Origin of the sequence: Breznakiella homolactica (assembly GCF_016616095.2) — a bacterium.
Classification (GTDB): domain Bacteria; phylum Spirochaetota; class Spirochaetia; order Treponematales; family Breznakiellaceae; genus Breznakiella; species Breznakiella homolactica.
In genome coordinates, this window is the sequence record NZ_CP067089.2 from 1,810,867 (window position 1) to 1,829,108 (window position 18,242).

Sequence of the window (18,242 nt, forward strand, 5' to 3'; positions counted from 1 at the left end):
CTCCTGATGTTTTGATTTGCTCAGCAGCGGCTCCGGAGAATCTCTCCGGAGCGCCTGTCACAAAGATATTAACTTTTTCCCTTATCAAAGGGAACACCCACGGACCGGGGCGCGTAGTCCTTGCCGCTGAAAATCACCAGGGTCAGGAGGGTGATCAGGTACGGCAGGAGATTGAAAAACTCCGGGGGGAGGAATTTAAGGGACTCGATATTGACAATATACACCGCCAGGGCCGAAGACGCCCCGAAGAGCAGGGACGCTCCCAGAATTCCCAGGGGCAGCCAGCGGCCGAAGGATACCGCCGCCAGGGCAATAAAGCCGCGGCCGTTTATGGTGGTGGTCGTGTACTGGATGGTCTGGGTAAGCACCAGACAGCCCCCGGCGAGGCCCGCCAGGGCACCGGAAACGAGGACCGCGATATACCGGACTTTCATGACATCGATACCCGCCGACGCCACAGCCTGGGGATGCTCCCCGCAGGCCCTGAGCCGCAGCCCCCAGGGCCGTTTATACAGAACGTACCATACGACCACAAGGATAATCAGGGCTATCCACGCGGTAGGATAGATGCCGCCGATCCCGGGCATCATCCCCAGCTTGAAGGGCTCGGTCCGTTCCTGCCGGAAAATAATCTGGCAGAGGAACACCGTGACCCCCGTGGAAAGCAGGTTGATACCGGTTCCGGATACGACCTGGTCCGCTCTGAGGGTGATCGAGGCGAACGCGTGGATCAGCGAGAACAGACAGCCCGAACCCGTGGCGACCAGAAGCGCCAGGGGAATCGACATGCCGGTTTTAACCTCCAGCAGTGTATGGGCGGTGGCCGCCGCCATGGCGCCGATCCCCATGAGTCCTTCCAGGGCAATGTTGGTAACCCCGGAACGTTCACAGAACATGCCGCCGGTGGCGGCTATCAGTATGGGCGCCCATATCATCAGGATTGAAGGAAGCATACCTGTTATGGTCTGGAATACATCACTCATTCCGCGTTTCCTCCTTTTTTCGCTTTTTCTTTCATCTGCCACTCAACAACAATCCGGATTCCCGCCCGCAGTGAAATAAAGACCACCACGAGGCCCATGATAATCGAGGCGATTTCCTTGGGAATCTGCCGGGACTGCATGAGCGGCTGGGCTGATTTAAGCATGCCGAAGAGCAGTCCCGCCAGGGCGGTTCCGCCGGCGGTGCTGTTCCCCACCAGGGCGACGGCGATTCCGTCAAAGCCGTACCCGTCCTGGCCCGCGAGAACCCGGCCGTAGTTGAAGGACCCCAGGGCAACAATGGCGCCGGCAAGCCCCGCAAAGGCCCCGGAAATGGCCATGGCCGTGGTTATACTTGTATTTACGCTGATGCCGCCGTATTTCGCCGCATCCTTGTTGAGCCCCGTAGCCCGCAGGGAATACCCAAGCCGGGTTTTTCCCATCACTAACCAGAAAAAGAGAATGGCAATAATCGTCAGGTAGAGTCCGTAGTTAAGCCGGGACCCGTTGGTGATAGATTCCAGAAAGGGACTCGATAGTTTTGCCGTATCGGGAAAGGTCGGGGTCCGGTACGTATTGGTCCCCGGGATCTGCATGGTAAAATACCGGGACGCGTACAGCGCGATATAGTTCATCATAATGGTGGCCACAACTTCGGACATACTGAACCGGGCCTTGAGGTAACCGACGATTCCGCCCCAGACGGCTCCCGCCGCCAGGGCGGCCAGTACGGCGAGGATCCAGTGCACGTAGGGAATCTGGGGGCCGTAAACCGCCACGAACTGGGCTGCGGTGAGCCCCACAATATACTGGCCTTCGGCGCCGATATTAAAGAGGCCGGTCCGGGAGGCAAAGGCCATGGAAAATCCGCAGAGGATCAGCGGCATGGAAGCGACCAGCCATTCGCCGATGTACCGGATATTCCATACTCCCCGGCGGAGATCCCAGCCGGTGATTACCTGGACAATCGCCGAATACATGCCGCCGGGATTGCGGCCGACCACCAGAACGAGGATGGTGGCCACCAGGAAGCCGAGGATTACCACGGCAACGGAAACCAGGGCATCGGATCTGGTGAAAACTTCCAGTATCCGGTCACGGATGGAGCTGCGGTTTTTGTCAGACATGGGGACCTCCCTGGGGTTGGTTCGGACTGCCGGAAGCCTTTCCGTTTCCGGCGTCGGTACTGCCGACACCGGCCATCATGGCGCCGATTTTCCGTTCATCCGCGGATTCAGCGGGAACGACCCCGACCACGGATCCCTTGGATACCGCGGCGATCCGGTCGCAGAGATTGAGGATTTCATCCAGTTCAAATGAAACCAGGAGAACCGCCCGGCCTTTGTCCCGTTCCTCGATTATGCGCCGGTGAATATATTCAATAGCGCCTACGTCGAGCCCCCGGGTGGGCTGCGAAACGATAAGCAGATCCGGTGAAAGGTCGATTTCCCGGGCAATGATCGCCTTCTGCTGGTTCCCCCCGGACATGGACTTCGCGGAAGTCGCCGGTCCGCTGCCGGCCCGGATGTCGAACTGGGAAATCAGATCCTCCGCGTGCGCGGCGATGGCGGGAAATGACAGGAAGCCCAATTTATTCGAATACGGCTCCCGCCGGAAGCTCTTGAGGACGAGGTTTTCATCCAGCCTGAAATCGAGGATCAGGCCGTATTTATGCCGGTCCTCGGGCACGAGGCCGATACCGCTCTCGTTGCGGCGGCGGATGCTTTCCTTGGAAATATCCGTCCCGTTGAGCAGGATACGCCCGGATTTTACCGGGAGCAGCCCGGCGATTGCGGAGACCAGTTCCGACTGGCCGTTGCCGTCCACCCCGGCCACCCCCACCACTTCGCCGGCCCGGACTTCCAGGGAAAGATTCTGGACCGCCGGAACGCCCTTTGATCCGATGACCGTAAGATCTTCGATCTCGAGCACTATTTTTCCCGGCTGCGCCGGTTTCTTATCGATTCTGAAGCTGACCGACCGGCCGACCATCATCTCGGCAAGCTGATCTTCGTCAGCGGCAGCGACATCTACCGTTCCGATATATTTTCCCCGCCGGAGAACCGTACAGCGGTTGGCGGCGGCTTTTATTTCCTTTAGTTTATGGGTGATGAAAATAATGGTTTTTCCTTCGGACTTGAGCCGTTCGAAGATTTCCAGGAGCTCATCAATTTCCTGGGGAGTGAGAACCGCGGTGGGTTCGTCAAAAATGAGTATATCCGCGTTGCGGTAGAGGATTTTAAGGATTTCCACCCGCTGCTGCATGCCCACGGTGATATTCTCAATCTTATCCCGGGGCTCAACCGCAAGGCCGTATTGGGCCGAAAGCTCGGCCACCCGTTTTTCCGCTGATTTAAGGTCAAGGTTACCCAGTTTGTTTTTTGGTTCCAGCCCAAGGACAATGTTTTCGGTAACCGTAAAATTACTGACCAGTTTGAAGTGCTGATGCACCATGCCAATACCCAGGGAGGTGGCATCATTGGGGCTCCGGATGGAAACTTCCTGTCCCCGGATTTTGATTATCCCCGAATCGGGCTCGTATAACCCGAACAGAATCGACATGAGGGTTGATTTGCCCGCGCCGTTTTCCCCCAGAAGGGCGTGAACTTCCCCCTGGTCTACTTCGAGCTTCACATTATCATTGGCAATGACCCCGGGAAATATTTTTGTAATATTAATCATTTCTATGGCAGGTTCGGCCATGAGCACCTCCTCACGGGACATCACATAAACATCACTGTGATTTATGGTATAGGGATCAGCATTGTGCAATGCTAAACAGCCGGTCCCAGAGGACCGGCTGAAGAAAAAGAAATCTGATGATTAGTTATCCATGGCCTTGAGATTCTGCGGGAAGCCCGGAAGCCGTTTCGCATCCGCGTGGGTGGCGGCAATTTTGATCTGGCCGGAAATAATCTGCTGTTTGACCTTTTCGACTTCGTCGACGATGGCCTTGCTCAGCGCCTTATTGGCGGTTGAATACCCCACACCGTCGGCGGCGAGGTCCAGAGTAATGAGCTCACCTTTAAAGGTGCCGTTTTTACAGGCGTTGAGACCGTAGATGGTACCGGTTTCAACACGCTTGAGCATGGAGGTCAGAACCGCGGAATCGGTGGCATTGTAGAGCCCTTCTTCAAACTGGTCCGAGTCAACCCCGATGGCCCAAACGTTGCGGCCCTGGGTCCGATATTCCTTTGCCTGGGCAATGGTGCCGTTTCCGCTTCCGCCGGCGGCGGAGTAGATGGCGTATACGCCGGAGTCGTACCAGTTTTTAGCCTGGGCTTTGGCGTCCGCGGGATTCCCCCAGTCGTTTACGTAATAGTCCACGATTTGGGCATTGGGAAGCACCGAAAGTACGCCCTGCACATAGCCGACTTCGAATTTGGTGATGGTCTGGCCGGCGATACCGCCGATGAAGCCGAACCGGGGATTGGTGATCCCGTCGGCTTTGGCCTTAAGGGCCGCGGCAACGCCTACCAGGTAGGAACCTTCGTGCTCGGCAAACATAACCTGCATGACGTTGGGGAAATTCACCCAGTCAACGTCGATGATCATGTAATTCTGGTTGGGGTTCCGCTGGGCGACATCCGAAAGGGCGTCCGCGAAGGTAAATCCCGTGGTGATAATAAGATCGTAATGTTCATCCGTGGCCTGCATCAGGTTGGGGATGTACATATCCTGGGTCTGGGCGGTAACCACATCGTAAGCCGAACCGCGGAGCTTGGTGTTGTTCCAGGTATCGCCGTAGAATTCCAGGATTCCCCGCCAGGCGGCTGCGTTGAAGGATTTGTCGTCAATGCCGGTGGCATCGGTAAGAAGACGGACCGTTACCTGATCTCCGCCGGATCCGGACTGCTGGCCGCCGCCGCCGAATACCGAAGAAACCACCAGCACAGCGGTCAGCAGAACACAAATCAAAGCTTTTTTCATTATCATTTTCCTCCTGAGCTAATGTAATGCCGTACTTGGACGCCATTAACTGCATAATATACGTCCTTAAGAATAATTCTGTTTGTGAGCTAGGTCAAGAATGCATGCAACAGTATTTTGTTGGTATTTTACGACACTTGGTATATATATTGTCATAGAAATGATGAAATTTGCATAATTGCAGTTTTATTCGGTGAAAATATTCTATGCTGATTATATGAAATAATATGGAGGCAAAAATGTTCAGTCCGCGGAAGATTGTTCCGTTTTTTTTAATGATTACCATTGTCTGTTCCGCCGGGGCAGAAGAATTTATCGGCGGAGACGCGCTGACCGAACTGTACAGCCCCATTTTTTCCGGGACCGGAGGATTTACCACATCCCAGGGCGCGGCGTCGGCCAGCGCCATAAACCCCGCCGCCGGGGGCGACGCCCAGCTCATTACCTTTGACGCGGGCTACAACGCGCTCTCGGGAATGGGCGACGAGAGCGGTCTCGGCCACGCGGCGGCGGTCGGGGGACTGCTCCCAACGAAATACGCCGTATTCGGCGCGTCCCTGCGCTTTCTCCACAGCCCCTTCGACACGTTTCCGGTGGGAACCACCTTCGGGGGCAACCTCAGCGCGGCAAAGGAACTGTACCCCGGAATGAGCGTCGGCGCGGGACTCAACTTTGGGTTCGGGACGGACTGGACCCTGTCCGGGGATCTCGGATTCCGGTACAACATGGGGAAACTCGGTTTTACGGATAATTTTACCTGGGCCGTGACCATGAAGAACCTGGGAAAAAGCTGGCCCATGGAGTGGCTCACCCCCGCGGCGGGGGTTTCCGCGGATCTGGTAACAATTGCGGGAAAGGACGGGAAACCCTCCCCCTTTAAGCTCGGCGCGGCCGTGGATGTCGGTTTTCCGGGGTTTACCAACATGAACGGAAAAGCGGGGATTTCCGCAACCATCGCGGATCTCGTCGTGATTTCCGGTTCCCTGGGATTCAATGTACAGGAAATAATCGACGGGACCAACGAGACGCCCATACCTTCCGTGGGAATACGCCTTAAATTCACCCTGGATAATACCGGCAGTTCCGAGCCCGGCAAACTGCCCTCCGATGGAGAAGTGGCGGTAAGCCTCAGCGGAAAACCCATTTACAACGACATCTGGGCTATCGGCGGCGGCGTAATCTGGACCGTCGGGGTGCCGGACAAAAAACCGCCGGTGATTACCCTGGATTACCCGGAAACGGTCTGGATCTCGCCGAACAACGACGGCCTCGCGGACGCGCTGGAATTCCCTATTGCCATAACAGACCAGCGGTACGTCATGGAATGGATCTTTGAAATCCAGGATGAATCCGGCGCGGCGGTAAGAACCTACCGGAACAAGGACCGCCGGCCCGAGACCGAAGGGGTCAGGAACGTTATCAGCCGGCTGACGGATGTGAAATCCGGAGTGGAAATCCCTGAAACCCTGCGGTGGGACGGATCCCTGGAAGCCGGAGGGGTCGCGCCGGACGGCCGCTATTTCTTTGTGATCAGCGCCGCCGACGACAACGGCAACCGGGCCGTAACCGGGCGGTACGAAGTAATGGTGGATAATACGCCGCCGGAAGTGGCCCTTGAGGAAATATCCGTTTCCGACAGAATTTTCTCTCCCGACGGTGACGGAAACAAGGATACCCTGGAAATCGTCCAGTCCGGTTCCGCGGAAGACCTCTGGGACGCGGGTATCTATGATGCCGCCGGAACCAAGGTAAAAACCTTTGATGTCGCCGGGGGAGCCCCGGAAACCATCATCTGGGATGGAACCGACGACAGCGGCGCCGTCGTATCCGACGGTGTGTACAGCTACCGCATCAGCGCCACCGACCGGGCGCTCAATTCCACCGGCGCGGTTATCGAAAATATCATCGTAAACACCATCCGGCCCGCGGTCACCCTGCATATCGGAGAAGCGTTTTTCTCTCCCAACGGTGACGGCATAAAAGATATCATGGTCTTTACCCCCGGGGTGCCCGTAACCGACGGCGTCGTAGAATGGTCCGTTGAAATCAGGGATGGTTCCGGCGCTCCCAGGCGGACCATCAGCGGAAGCGGATCCGTCCGCGGAAGAATTGAATTTAACGGCAGGGACAGCAGCGGGACAATGCTGGCGGAAGGCGCATATCAGGCCTTCCTTTCGGTATATTACCGGAACGGCTACGTGTCCACCGCGGTCTCGCCGGCGTTCACCCTTGATATCACGCCCCCCAGCGCAGCTATCCGGGCGGACTACACCGCGTTTTCACCCAACAACGACGGCATACAGGATACGATGATCTTCATACAGGACGGATCGGAGGAAACTTCCTGGACCGGGGAAATACGGAGCGCCGGCCCGGGAAACGGCACTGTTAAGACCTTCCGCTTCAGCGGCAGGCCCGATCCGCGGCTGGAATGGGACGGACGGGACGACACCGGCAGGCTCGCGCCGGACGGGAACTACGAATACCACCTCTCCGCAACGGACGAAGCGGGAAATTCCGGCGCTTCCAACGTAATCGCCTTCAGCCTCAGTACGGCGGATACGCCGGTCATGGTGAGCACCGACCTGCGGGCGTTCTCCCCCAACAACGACAGGGTCAAGGATACGATTACCATTCTGCCCCAGATCCAGGTCAGGGAAGGGATCGCTTCGTATAGAATCGATATCCGTGACAGCCGGGGAACCGCTGTCAGGACCTTTGAAGGAACCGGGTCCGTACCGGCCAGTATAAACTGGAACGGCAGGGACAGCGGCGGGAACCAGGTTCCTGACGGCAGTTACACCGCCGAAATCACCGTGGTCTATACCATGGGGAACCAGCCCACCGCCCGGTCACAGGCATTCCTGGTGGATACCCAGGCCCCGGAGGCTGAAATAAGCGTTCCGTATACATTGTTCTCCCCCAACGGGGACAGCAGGCGGGATACCCTGCCCATAACGGTTACGGCCCAGGGCAGCGACGAATGGTACGCCGCCGTTACCGATGCCCGGGGAACCGAAATCCAGGCCTGGTCATGGAAGGGTCAGGCTCCGGAGATCCGCTGGAACGGAACCGACCGGGCGGGCAATCCCGTGGCCGACGGAACCTACCGGTTTGAACTCCGGGCCGAAGACGAAGCGGGGAACAGCACCAGAAAAACCCTGGACGCCATCACCGTGGACGCCCGGGTGCCCCGGGCCTTCCTCACAGCCTCAGTAAACGCCATAGCGCCGAAGGAAGGGTCCGCGAACGCGGAAGTACGGTTTGCCGTTATGCTTACCCCCAGGGACGGCGTCGGCAGCTGGTCACTGGAACTGCGGGATGAAACGGGAACCCTCCGGCGGCGCTTCGCCGGCCAGGCTTCGGCCCCGCCGGAAGCCATTATTTGGGACGGCAGGGACGAAGCCGGTACGATCCGGGAAGGGAAATACACCGCCCGGCTGACGGTGGACTACGAAAAGGGCGACCAGGTAGACCTTACCGCGGGTCCGGTCACGGTGGATATTTCCGGACCGGTCTTAAGCTTTACCACCAGACCCGAATACTTCAGCCCCGATAATGACGGTGTTGACGACGATCTGTTTATCTCCCTGAAAGCCGAGGACAGTTCGCCCATAGCGAGCTGGAGCTTTGAAATCCGGGAGCCCGTGGCGCCCTACAACCTGTTTTACAGCATCGAAGGCCGGGGAACACCGTCGGACCGCATTGTCTGGGACGGCAGGAGCAATAAGGGTGAGCTTGTCCAGGCCGCAACGGATTATCCGGTACGGTTTACCGCCGCCGATACCCTGGGCAATACCACCAGCATCGACGGAATGATCGGGGTGGATGTCCTGGTTATCCGGGACGGCGACGTGCTCCGCATCCAGGTGCCTTCGATTATTTTCAGGGAGAACGCCGCGGACTTTGAAAGCCTTGCCGAGGATACGGTGGCGAACAACCTGCGGGTGCTCCGGCGGGTCGCCGAAATCCTGAACAAGTTCAAGGATTACCGGGTCAAGGTCGAAGGCCACGCGAACCCGGTCACCAGGACCGCCGCGGAAGAGCGGAATGAGCTGCAGCCCCTGAGCGAAGCCCGGGCAAAGGCCGTGGTGGACCGCCTGGTCGGGTTCGGGGTGGACCGCAACCGGCTTACCTACGTGGGCATGGGCGGCACCAGGCCGGTGGTCAAATACGAGGATCACGACAACTGGTGGAAAAACCGCCGGGTCGAATTCATCCTGATTAAATAACAGATTGAAACGAAGAGCCCCGCCGGCCGCCGGCGGGGCTCTTTTTCGGTCCTGCTTTATTTGAACCCGGAGTGGGGGTAACGGAAGCCACGCGAAGCGGGGCTGCAGTGAGGGGGAGCAGCCCGCGCGAACGGGCAACACCGAGCCGGTTAAGCCGGCAAGTACCCGGCCGTACTGGTAACGCCGGGTGTCGTGTAAAAATGGGAATGAGCGACTTTCGAGGCCATAGGCCGCTGAGGAGCCATTTCCATTTTTACACGACAGGACCCGCAGAACCGTACCCCGGATACTTGCCGGCTTGTCAGACTCGGCGCTCCCCCGCATAATGAGCGACTTTCGAAGCCGCAGGCCGCTGAGGAGCCATACCCCTTGTACCAAGACAGGCCCCCCGGCATTGGCATCGCCATGCTTCTGTGCCGGTAACACCTATTCTCTGGGTGCCCTGCCTACTTTATCCCCACGGTGATCATCATCCTGGCATCCTGATCGTAGGGAGAGCCGTCCCATTCGCCGTAGGTATGGACCGCGGAAAACCCGGCTTCCAGGAACAGATACCGCAGTTCCGCGGCGGAATACAGCCGCCGGACGAAACTCCGTTCCAGCCGCTTTCCGTCTTTGATCAGGATCCACCGGTGGCCCAGGCCCGCCCAGGAATCCACACAGAAGTATTCGGTCAGCACCGTAAAGCCCGCCCGTTCGAACCATTCATTGTCAACAAAATCCCGGACAGCCAGCTCCTTGCCCTGGGTTTCAATAATAAAAACACCCCCGCTTTTGAGGGAATCACAGGCGTTTCTGACAAAAAGTTCATCATCCGCGGGGTTTTCAAAATATCCGAATGAAGTGTAGAGGTTGACGGCGAGATCAAAAGCATCCGGCTCCCTGAACGACCGGACATCATTCAGGATAAAGCGTCCGTCCAGTCCTTCATAGGCAGCGTTTTCTTTGGCAGCCTCCAGGTAGGAAGGGGTAATATCAACCCCCGTGACGGCAAACCCCCGGCGGGAAAATTCATTGGCGATCCGGCCCATACCGCAGCACAGGTCCAGAATCCGCGCATTCCCGGCATCCTCCAGCCCGGAAAGCCGGAGCGCGCCGTCAGCCACAGCGGGGACTTCCGCCCAGCGGTCTTCATCAAACATAATGGGAGCAAAGGACTCCCAGAACCGTTCGTCTTCAAACCATTCTTTTTTAATACCCATGGCCGAAGTATGCCATATTGCTTGACTATTAATAAGAGATGGAAAATGTACTGCTTTAATTCAGGCTTCTGTATAATGAATTAGTTACTTTTTTATACAGAAACACCTGTAATCGGAAATAGTCGAAAAATTCAGATTATTCGACTATAGTTATTTTATGAGTAAAACAACGGAAAAACGAGCCATGTACCATAGGTTTCCCGCTCTCGCCGGTATAACCCTGATTATCCTCACCTCCTGTGTCGTCGGAGGCAAGCCGCGGGAGGATATGCTGCAGAATGCCGGGATATCGGAAGGGATCCGGGCAGACGGGTTCCGTCAGTATCCATTGACCGCGGAAAGTATTTTATATCCTGAATATGACAAGAAAAGTCCCCGGATTGTCTATACCTTTGATCTGCTGGAGGTCACCGGTTCCCGGACCCTTGCGGAAGGGATCTACGGAACCATGTACCAGGGCCAGGAACCGAAGGATTACGCCCGCCGGAAGATTGACGATTTTAACCGGGAAAATTCCAACCCCGGGGATATTGAAATGTACCTGCGGCTTCCCCCGAGCAACCTCACCTGGGAATACACCGAAAGCACCCAGCTCCAGAGCATGGCACCGGGCATCCTGGTAACCAGCCGGGAATACTGGTATTACACCGGCGGAGCCCACGGTATGGGGGAAAAGACCTACTTTGTTTTTGATATTGAAACATCGCAGCGGCTGTCCGTGGGTGACGTTTTCACGGAACAGGCAATGCCGGAGCTTGCGGAATACATTCAGGATGCCCTCCGGGTTTGGTCGGAAATTCCCCCGGGAGCGCCGCTGACAGAGGGCGGTTTTTTTGAAGACACCGTCGAAGTTCCGGAGGATTTCTTCCTCAGCCCCCAGGGAGCCGGTTTCCAGTGGGACCAGTATGAAATAGCCCCTTATGCGTGGGGACAGATCGAGGTGGTTCTCCCTGAGGAGAAGATATCGGGACTGCTCACGGAAAAGGGAGCGGAACTGCTCCGTTCCCTGGCCGCAACAGCCCAATAAGGAACTCCTAGACGGTTCCGCTGTCCCCTTCCCTGATTTCCACCCGGCGGATCTTGCCGCTGATGGTTTTGGGCAGTTCCTCCACGAATTCAATAATCCGGGGATATTTATAGGGCGCGGTGGTTTTCTTGACGTGGTTCTGAAGCTCCGCCTTGAGGCCTTCCTCGGGTTTCCATCCCTTGGCGAGAACCACCGTGGCTTTTACTACGGTACCCCGGTCGGGATCGGGAACCCCCGTGACGGCGCATTCCAGCACCGAGGGATGTTCCAGGAGCGCGCTTTCAACCTCAAAGGGGCCGATCCGGTAGCCGGAACTTTTGATCACGTCATCCGCCCGTCCGACGAACCAGTAGTAGCCGTCCTCATCCCGCCAGGCCATGTCCCCGGTATAGTATATATCATCGTGCCAGACGGATTTCGTCAGAACGTCGTCCCGGTAATATCCGCCGAACATGCCCGCGGGTTTGCGGCGGTCGGTCCGGACGATAACCTGCCCTTCCTCACCCATATCGCAGGAGGAGCCGTCTTCCCTGATAAGGTCAATGTCGTATCCCGGCGACGGAAGGCCCATGGAACCGGGTTTCGGGTTCATCCAGGGAAAGGTCGCCAGGGAGATGGTCAGTTCGGTCTGGCCGTATCCTTCCCGGAGTTTGTGCCCCGTGGCCGCCTTGAACTGTTCGTAGATTTCCGGGTTTAAGGGCTCTCCGGCGACACAGCAGTATTCCAGGGAGGAGAAATCGTATTTCGACAGATCTTCCTTGATAAAAAACCGGTAAATCGTCGGCGGCGCGCAGAAGGTGGTTACCTTGTGCCGGATGATGGTTTCCAGCATCGCCGCCGGAACGAACCGGTCGTAGTCATACACAAAAACAGCGGAACCGCAGATCCATTGGCCGTAGATCTTTCCCCAGGCAGCTTTGGCCCAGCCGGTGTCAGCCACGGTCAGGTGGAGACCGCCGGGTTTGACGCACTGCCAGTATTTCGCGGTAAGCACGTGGCCCAGGGGATAGGCAAAATCGTGGCGCACCATCTTGGGCATGCCCGTCGTTCCGGAGGTAAAATACAGGAGCATGATATCACCGTTGGAAACCGCATCGGCTCCGGAGGGCCGGGCAAAATCCGCCGACGCGTTTTTGACCAGGGCGTTGAAATCGTTCCAGGGCAGGAGGCGCTCACCGGAAAGTTCCGGCGGAGCCTTCTCAGCAAACAGCCGCGCCCCTTCCCCCGCGGGGTCACTGTCCGCGGGCGCGTGAACCGACCGGACAAAGGCCTTGAACCGGAGGGTCGGCTTGTTTTCCGTATCCCGGTTCATCTTTGCTTCGGCTTCATCAATATTGGCGATGACTTCGGGCTCATCCACACAGACGATGCCCGCCACATCCGCAGCCCGGCAGCGGTACACAATATCCTTGGGAGTCAGAAGATGGGTCGCCGGAATGGCGATAGCCCCGAGCTTGTGAAGCCCCAGGAGAGCCGGCCAGTATTCGTGGCGGCGTTTGAGGATAAGCATCACCGGATCGCCCTTTTTGATCCCCGCCGCCCGGAACGCGTTGGCCGCCTGGTCGGACAGCCGTTTCATGTCCCCGAAACTGAAAACCGCCTCGCCGCCTTTCTCATCGCACCATACCAGGGCACGGTCGCTTCCGCCGGCTGCCGCAAGCTCATCCACCACGTCAAAGGCAAAATTGAAATTCTCGGGAATGGTCAGGGAAAAGTTCGCGTAAAAATCCTCATAGGAATCGAATTCGGTCTTTGATAAAAAACGCTCCAGCATACAAAACTCCTGTCATATAAGCGTCCGGAAGCACAGAAAAAATACGGACGCAGAAAATAAAAGACCAGCAGGCCTTAAGTATGGTCCGCGGCACGGCCGCGGGATATTACATAATCATCGCCAGAAAACGCGCCCGGGTTCCCCCCAGAGCCTTCATGCCGTGGGGCTCGCTGGAATCGTAATAAATGCAGTCCCCGGCTTCGAGTTCCATTTCATGGCCTCCCACGGAAATAAGGAGCCGCCCTTCAAGGACGTAATCAAATTCCTGGCCCGGATGGGTATTGAGGTTCAATGGTTTTGATTCTGAATCCGGAGCGACCTCCACCAGGAAGGGCTCGGCTTTTTTATGCTGAAAGGTATAGGCCAGATTCCAGTAGGCATAGGCGGGACGCCGCCGGACCTCCGGAGCCTTGCCCGCCCGGGTAAGGCTGAAGGTCTTGAGTTTCGGTGTTTCGCCGCTTACCAGTTCCGCAAGGTCGACATTAAACCGGGAGGCGATTTCCACCAGAGCCCCCAGGGGGAAGTCGGCGTTTCCCGACTCCCATGCATCGTACTCTTCCGGGGTAAACCCCAGTTCCTTGGCAAGCTTTTCACTGGAAATTTCCTCGATTTCCCGGAGAACCCGGACCCTGGCGGCAATTTCACGGACCTGATCGGACATGGTATCCTCCTTAACAGATACTGATTCAAGGGGGTAAATATTACGGGCTGCCGGCGGTTTTCGGCTCCGGCGATTCCCTAATGGCCTCCGTCGGCTCTCCCCCGGAGCGTACGGGCCAGTTCCTTCCAAATGACTTTATCATTTTCCGGAAGACGGCTGAATTCCCCCTGCCGTCCGTAGGCGGACAGGTCAATAAAGGTTTCAGTCTTCCTGAGCAGTTCCTCAAATTTTCCTTCCTGAAATTCCCTGAGCCAGCCGGGAATCTTCCGGCACAGTTCCTGCATCTTCCCGTAATGGGGCGCGCAGAGACCGTCCGAAGCGGTAAACGCCGCCCGCAGGTCCCGTTCATCCTGGCTGTCCCCGTCCGACTGGGCCAGGAAACTGAGGTACTCCTGTTCAATGCGGTCCCGTTCGGCGCAGACGGGACATTTCCCCTTGGGTTTCCAGGGCTTGTTTTTTTTAAATGCCTCTATCCGGTCCTCCAGGATATCCCGGCCCAGAATCGCCACCGCCAGGCCGTCCCGGAATGATTCGAGATTCCGGGAATGGACATCGCAGAATCCGCCCGCGGCCCGGTACAGTGCCCTGAATCCCCGGTCGGAAACGTGTTCAAAAAGCATATTGTCGATATACCGGTCCGCCCGGTCGGAAATTATGCGGCACAGGGGGCATCCCGGTTTTTCCGAAGCTTTCTGGAGTTCGAAAAAATTGATATGACGGTCAACGGCCATGGTTATTCCCGGACTTCCACGGAACCATCGCCGCGGCCCACAAAGACCGTAGGATGTTTCCGGGTGAAGAGGCCGTTCTCCACAACCCCGGGGATGCGGTTGAGTTCCGTTTCCATAGCAGCGACATCAATAGGTTTTTTGAACCGGATATCCAGAAGTATATTGGCGTGTTCGGTGATGACCGGACCGGCCTTGCGGAGGGCTTCCCGGAGCGCGACTTCGGCGCCCAGGGATTCAAGAGCTTTGGTGGCGGTAACCCGCGCTTCGGGAACCACCTCCACGGAAACCGGAAACCGGAGTCCCAGATTGCCGACTACCTTTGTTTCGTCCACCACGATCGCGTAAGCGGCGGAAGCGTAGGCGACGACTTTTTCCACCAGTAGCGCTCCGCCGCCGCCCTTGGTACAGTTCCCCTGGGGGTCGACTTCATCGGCGCCGTCAATGGTCAAATCCAGGGAACCGCCTATTTCGGCTGAATTGAGAGTAAACAGCGGAATACCCCATTTTTCGCATTCAATGGATGTCTGGAAGCTGGTAGGAACCGCCCGGATATCCGTAAGCTTACCCTGCTGCAAAAGCAACCCAATATGGCGCACCGCGGGAATCGCGGTTGAACCGGTCCCGAGGCCGAGTTTCATGCCGCTTCTGACGAGCTTTTCCACCGCAGCCCTTCCGACGGCATCTTTCATTGCATTCTGATCCATAGGTTTCTACTATACCCCACCTGGGGCATCCATGCAATGCGGACAGGGCACCTGCGGTATACCTGAATAATCCGGCATCGAAGCATGGTTGATACCAGGTTTCGGGGTCCTGCCGGGGTATATGAGGGTATGGCGCGTGTCCTTTGGACACGACTCAGCGGCCTGCGGCCTCGAAAGTCGCTCATACCCTCATATACCCCGGCACCCCGCGTTACCTGTATGGCACCATGCTTCGCTTCCGCTTGTTGAACATACCACAGGTCCCCTGCCTTACCGGAGGTGCTGAGTAAGAGGGGCATTTCCGGGGAGGTGTTATGGCCGAAGGCGGGGGATGGTCACTGACACGGTGGCACTGCGTAACAGCAAACCATATTCCGGTGCAAGCGTTATGACCCCACAGAACAATCCACCCATACCCAGCTTCTCCGAAGACCGGGACTGCCGCAGTCCCTATCCTGTCAGGAAAGGGCAAAGAAGCATGGTGTAAAAAACGGTAACAAGGGGTGGCGCGGAGTGCAGAGTCCGAGCGACTTTGGAGGCGCAGCCGAGACAGTTGTGTCCTCCGGACACGCGCCGGACCCCGCACTCCGCGACAGGACCCCCGGACACGGTTTTAACCATGCTTCTTTGCCATATCGCGGATAGTATACTGCGGCCGCCCCGGACGGCAGCTCAGAGGTTCAGTTTCTGGATTATCTGGTTATCCAGATCCGCTCCCATGAAAAGGTTGTACTGGTATTTGGCCTGCTGGATCAGCATGTCGTAGCCGTTTATGATGCTGCAGCCCGCGTCCTCCGCCCGGGAAAGGAGCTTTGTTTTTTCCGGGCGGTAGATAATATCCATTACCATTTCCTTTCCGGAAAAATTGTACAGTTCCAGGGGGTCAGCATCGACATCGGGCATCATTCCCACCGAAGTCGTCTGGATTATGATATGGGAATACCGGTCCATGAGACCGATGCCGTGGTTGTCCAGGCCTCCCCAGGCAAACCCGTAGCGCTGAGCCAGATCCTTTGCCCGGTACACCGTGCGGTTGAGGATAAGCCCCCCGCCTTTGAGACGGTACACCTCGGCGGCGATTGCCCGGGCGGCTCCGCCGGCGCCGATAATGGTGACCCGCTTCCCGAAGAGGTTTTTCCTGCCGATAAATTTGAGCAGTGAATCGGAAAATCCCCGGGCATCGGTATTGTACCCCATCCATCCCCGGGGGCTGCGGACAATAGTATTGCAGGCGCCGATATAATCAACCTTTTCGGAGCGGCTGATGAGATGGGGAATGACCTCTTCCTTATACGGAATCGTTACCGAAGCTCCTTCGAGCTGTATTTCCTCCGCCAGGCGGAGAAAGGAATTGAGGGAATCAGCGGGAAACGGAACGTACACGGCGTCAACCTTTTCCTGGGTAAACAGGGGATTGAAAAATTCCGGGCTCGACGTCACCGTAAGGGGATACCCCACAACACCGTACACCTTCGTATTCCCGGTGATCTTGCGGAAACGGTACAGTTTGTCCAAGTCCCGGGGATCGAGGTGTCCCGGGGCGGCGGGCTCCATGTCTGGTTCCCCTTTCACGCTGGTATAGCTTAGATGGGAACCCAGGTGTTCCGCCAGGATCCGGGTATTTATTCCATAAGCCCCCATGCACAGGAGAATCTTTTCAATGCCCGCGGTTTCCTTGGCGACCTGATAAATCCTGATAACATCCGCAAGCTTCTGGGGCATGATCGCTACTTTGGCGATTTCGTCCCCCACCCGCCGGAGGTTCATTATTTTTTCCTTGAGATTATCATCGACTCCCTGAAAATTATGGTATGAACGGATGATCCTGGTTCCGAATGTCCGGGCGGCTTCCTCGAGGCTCGGAACATCGAGATCTTCCTCAAGGTCAACGTAGGCGAAGTTTTTCCGCCGGTCCGCATCCGCGAAGGCAAGGCCCTTCGAAAACAGGGTAATCCGGGCCCCTTCCCCGCCCACGAATTTCCCGCCGTCGCTGATGCGCCGGAGGGTAAGGATAACCGGAATCCCCGCCATTTCCGGAAACCGGCGCAGGTTGAACCGTTCATCCGCGTCAAGGCAGTCCGCCCTCAATTCCGCAATATCGATATATTCCCGGCATTTTTCGAGAATTTCCAGGTTCCGGGCCAGGGTCTTTCCGGTCAAGCTGAGGCATATTCTTGCCATTCTTCCTCCTAAAAATCGGAACGGTACACAAAGAGGCCGGAAACAGATCCGCCGCTGAAGTTCACCCTGAGGGCCGCGGGCCACGCCCGGCCGGGAAGAGAAAACACCAGATAGCCTTCCTCATCCCGCAGAGGGGTGCCCAGGACTTCCGAAACCCGCTCCCGGGGGTCGCCGGTCCTGATTCCGAATCCCGATACGGTCGCCACCTGCCAGACCCGGTCCTTGAAAAAATAAATATCCAGGGGCGGATACACAAAGACCACATCATCCTGCCAGGGCTCAAGACCGCGGACCGCGTATACCGATTCGGGGATTCCGAACTGCCGGATGATGCCGTTCAGATCGGCGCCGATAAGAAGCAGCGGATCAATTCCGCTCCGTTCCCCCGCGGGGATCGTTTCGGTTTTTTCGGTATCCTGGGCAGAAAGGACTCTTCCCGGAAACATAACAAAAAAGACTGTCAAAATAAGAACATACTTTCCCCAGCGCATACCCTAAATCTACCGGGAGAAATCCATATCCGCAATAGGTATCCGGGGCTGCCGCAGTGTACTTCCAGGACATTGCAAAGAATCATGGTTACTGCCAAGTCCGGGGGTCCTGTCTTGAGGAAAGGGTGTATGGCTCCTCAGCGGCCTTCGGCCTCGAAAGTCGCTCATACACCCTTTCCTCAAGACACCCCGTGTTACTAATATTGCACCATGCTTCTTTGCCTTTTCCCGGCAGGACCGGGGACTGCGGCTGTCCCGGCTTGGGGAGAGGGCTGGGTATGGGCAGATTTTTCCGGGCGGGAGCATAGCGCCTAGGCAGGGATTTAAGC

Annotated in this window: 13 protein-coding genes; 2 read left to right on the top strand and 11 right to left on the bottom strand. The window is 57.1% G+C overall.

Annotated elements, in window-relative coordinates; translation table 11 throughout:
* Positions 1-68: 68 nt before the first annotated feature.
* The 4 genes from JFL75_RS08360 to JFL75_RS08375 form a co-directional block, all read right to left on the bottom strand.
* Positions 69-983 carry an ABC transporter permease gene (locus tag JFL75_RS08360; protein WP_215626228.1) on the bottom strand — a complete coding sequence of 305 codons (915 nt, stop codon included), beginning with the start codon at positions 981-983 and terminating at the stop codon, positions 69-71.
* Positions 980-2,107 carry an ABC transporter permease gene (locus tag JFL75_RS08365; RefSeq protein ID WP_215626229.1) on the bottom strand — a complete coding sequence of 376 codons (1,128 nt, stop codon included), beginning with the start codon at positions 2,105-2,107 and terminating at the stop codon, positions 980-982. The genes JFL75_RS08360 and JFL75_RS08365 overlap by 4 nt, the downstream gene beginning before the upstream one ends.
* Complete coding sequence (locus JFL75_RS08370; RefSeq protein WP_215626230.1) at positions 2,100-3,683, bottom strand: ABC transporter ATP-binding protein; 1,584 nt, start codon at positions 3,681-3,683, stop codon at positions 2,100-2,102. The genes JFL75_RS08365 and JFL75_RS08370 overlap by 8 nt, the downstream gene beginning before the upstream one ends.
* Positions 3,684-3,803: 120 nt before the next feature.
* Positions 3,804-4,910: a BMP family lipoprotein gene (locus JFL75_RS08375; RefSeq protein ID WP_215626231.1), complete on the bottom strand. Its 1,107-nt coding sequence runs from the start codon at positions 4,908-4,910 to the stop codon at positions 3,804-3,806.
* Between the two features lie 239 nt (positions 4,911-5,149).
* On the opposite strand from JFL75_RS08375, the gene JFL75_RS08380 reads away from it, so the two are divergent.
* Positions 5,150-9,142, top strand: coding sequence for a FlgD immunoglobulin-like domain containing protein (locus JFL75_RS08380; protein ID WP_215626232.1), 3,993 nt, complete (start codon positions 5,150-5,152; stop codon positions 9,140-9,142).
* Between the two features lie 446 nt (positions 9,143-9,588).
* Here JFL75_RS08380 and JFL75_RS08385 read toward each other — a convergent pair whose 3' ends face one another.
* Positions 9,589-10,344: a class I SAM-dependent methyltransferase gene (locus tag JFL75_RS08385; RefSeq protein ID WP_215626233.1), complete on the bottom strand. Its 756-nt coding sequence runs from the start codon at positions 10,342-10,344 to the stop codon at positions 9,589-9,591.
* 157 nt (positions 10,345-10,501) lie between these two features.
* On the opposite strand from JFL75_RS08385, the gene JFL75_RS08390 reads away from it, so the two are divergent.
* Entirely contained in the window at positions 10,502-11,371 is an 870-nt protein-coding gene (locus JFL75_RS08390) for an RsiV family protein (protein WP_215626234.1), read from the top strand.
* Between the two features lie 7 nt (positions 11,372-11,378).
* Here JFL75_RS08390 and JFL75_RS08395 read toward each other — a convergent pair whose 3' ends face one another.
* The 6 genes from JFL75_RS08395 to JFL75_RS08420 form a co-directional block, all read right to left on the bottom strand.
* On the bottom strand, positions 11,379-13,145 hold the full coding sequence (locus JFL75_RS08395; protein ID WP_215626235.1) for an AMP-binding protein: 1,767 nt from the start codon (positions 13,143-13,145) through the stop codon (positions 11,379-11,381).
* Positions 13,146-13,251: 106 nt separating this feature from the next.
* Positions 13,252-13,806: a helix-turn-helix domain-containing protein gene (locus tag JFL75_RS08400; protein ID WP_215626236.1), complete on the bottom strand. Its 555-nt coding sequence runs from the start codon at positions 13,804-13,806 to the stop codon at positions 13,252-13,254.
* A gap of 77 nt (positions 13,807-13,883) precedes the next feature.
* Positions 13,884-14,537 (bottom strand): DUF6062 family protein, encoded by a 654-nt coding sequence (locus JFL75_RS08405; RefSeq protein ID WP_215626237.1) that lies wholly within the window; start codon positions 14,535-14,537, stop codon positions 13,884-13,886.
* Between the two features lie 2 nt (positions 14,538-14,539).
* The gene (gene rpiA / locus JFL75_RS08410) at positions 14,540-15,241 is read right to left on the bottom strand and encodes a ribose-5-phosphate isomerase RpiA (protein WP_215626238.1); all 702 of its coding nucleotides are present in this window, start codon (positions 15,239-15,241) and stop codon (positions 14,540-14,542) included.
* Between the two features lie 672 nt (positions 15,242-15,913).
* On the bottom strand, positions 15,914-17,422 hold the full coding sequence (locus tag JFL75_RS08415; RefSeq protein ID WP_215626239.1) for a type I 3-dehydroquinate dehydratase: 1,509 nt from the start codon (positions 17,420-17,422) through the stop codon (positions 15,914-15,916).
* Between the two features lie 8 nt (positions 17,423-17,430).
* Positions 17,431-17,913, bottom strand: a complete 483-nt coding sequence (locus tag JFL75_RS08420) for a hypothetical protein (RefSeq protein ID WP_215626240.1) — start codon at positions 17,911-17,913, stop codon at positions 17,431-17,433.
* Positions 17,914-18,242: the final 329 nt, after the last annotated feature.

Excerpts from the sequence above, each read along its gene's own strand:
- JFL75_RS08385 (WP_215626233.1), bottom strand. The coding sequence starts at position 10,344 with ATGGGTATTAAAAAAGAATGGTTTGAAGACGAACGGTTCTGGGAGTCC.
- rpiA (WP_215626238.1), bottom strand. The coding sequence starts at position 15,241 with ATGGATCAGAATGCAATGAAAGATGCCGTCGGAAGGGCTGCGGTGGAA.
- JFL75_RS08405 (WP_215626237.1), bottom strand. The coding sequence starts at position 14,537 with ATGGCCGTTGACCGTCATATCAATTTTTTCGAACTCCAGAAAGCTTCG.
- JFL75_RS08420 (WP_215626240.1), bottom strand. The coding sequence starts at position 17,913 with ATGCGCTGGGGAAAGTATGTTCTTATTTTGACAGTCTTTTTTGTTATG.
- JFL75_RS08400 (WP_215626236.1), bottom strand. The coding sequence starts at position 13,806 with ATGTCCGATCAGGTCCGTGAAATTGCCGCCAGGGTCCGGGTTCTCCGG.
- JFL75_RS08360 (WP_215626228.1), bottom strand. The coding sequence starts at position 983 with ATGAGTGATGTATTCCAGACCATAACAGGTATGCTTCCTTCAATCCTG.
- JFL75_RS08380 (WP_215626232.1), top strand. The coding sequence starts at position 5,150 with ATGTTCAGTCCGCGGAAGATTGTTCCGTTTTTTTTAATGATTACCATT.
- JFL75_RS08415 (WP_215626239.1), bottom strand. The coding sequence starts at position 17,422 with ATGGCAAGAATATGCCTCAGCTTGACCGGAAAGACCCTGGCCCGGAAC.
- JFL75_RS08390 (WP_215626234.1), top strand. The coding sequence starts at position 10,502 with ATGAGTAAAACAACGGAAAAACGAGCCATGTACCATAGGTTTCCCGCT.
- JFL75_RS08370 (WP_215626230.1), bottom strand. The coding sequence starts at position 3,683 with ATGGCCGAACCTGCCATAGAAATGATTAATATTACAAAAATATTTCCC.
- JFL75_RS08395 (WP_215626235.1), bottom strand. The coding sequence starts at position 13,145 with ATGCTGGAGCGTTTTTTATCAAAGACCGAATTCGATTCCTATGAGGAT.
- JFL75_RS08375 (WP_215626231.1), bottom strand. The coding sequence starts at position 4,910 with ATGAAAAAAGCTTTGATTTGTGTTCTGCTGACCGCTGTGCTGGTGGTT.
- JFL75_RS08365 (WP_215626229.1), bottom strand. The coding sequence starts at position 2,107 with ATGTCTGACAAAAACCGCAGCTCCATCCGTGACCGGATACTGGAAGTT.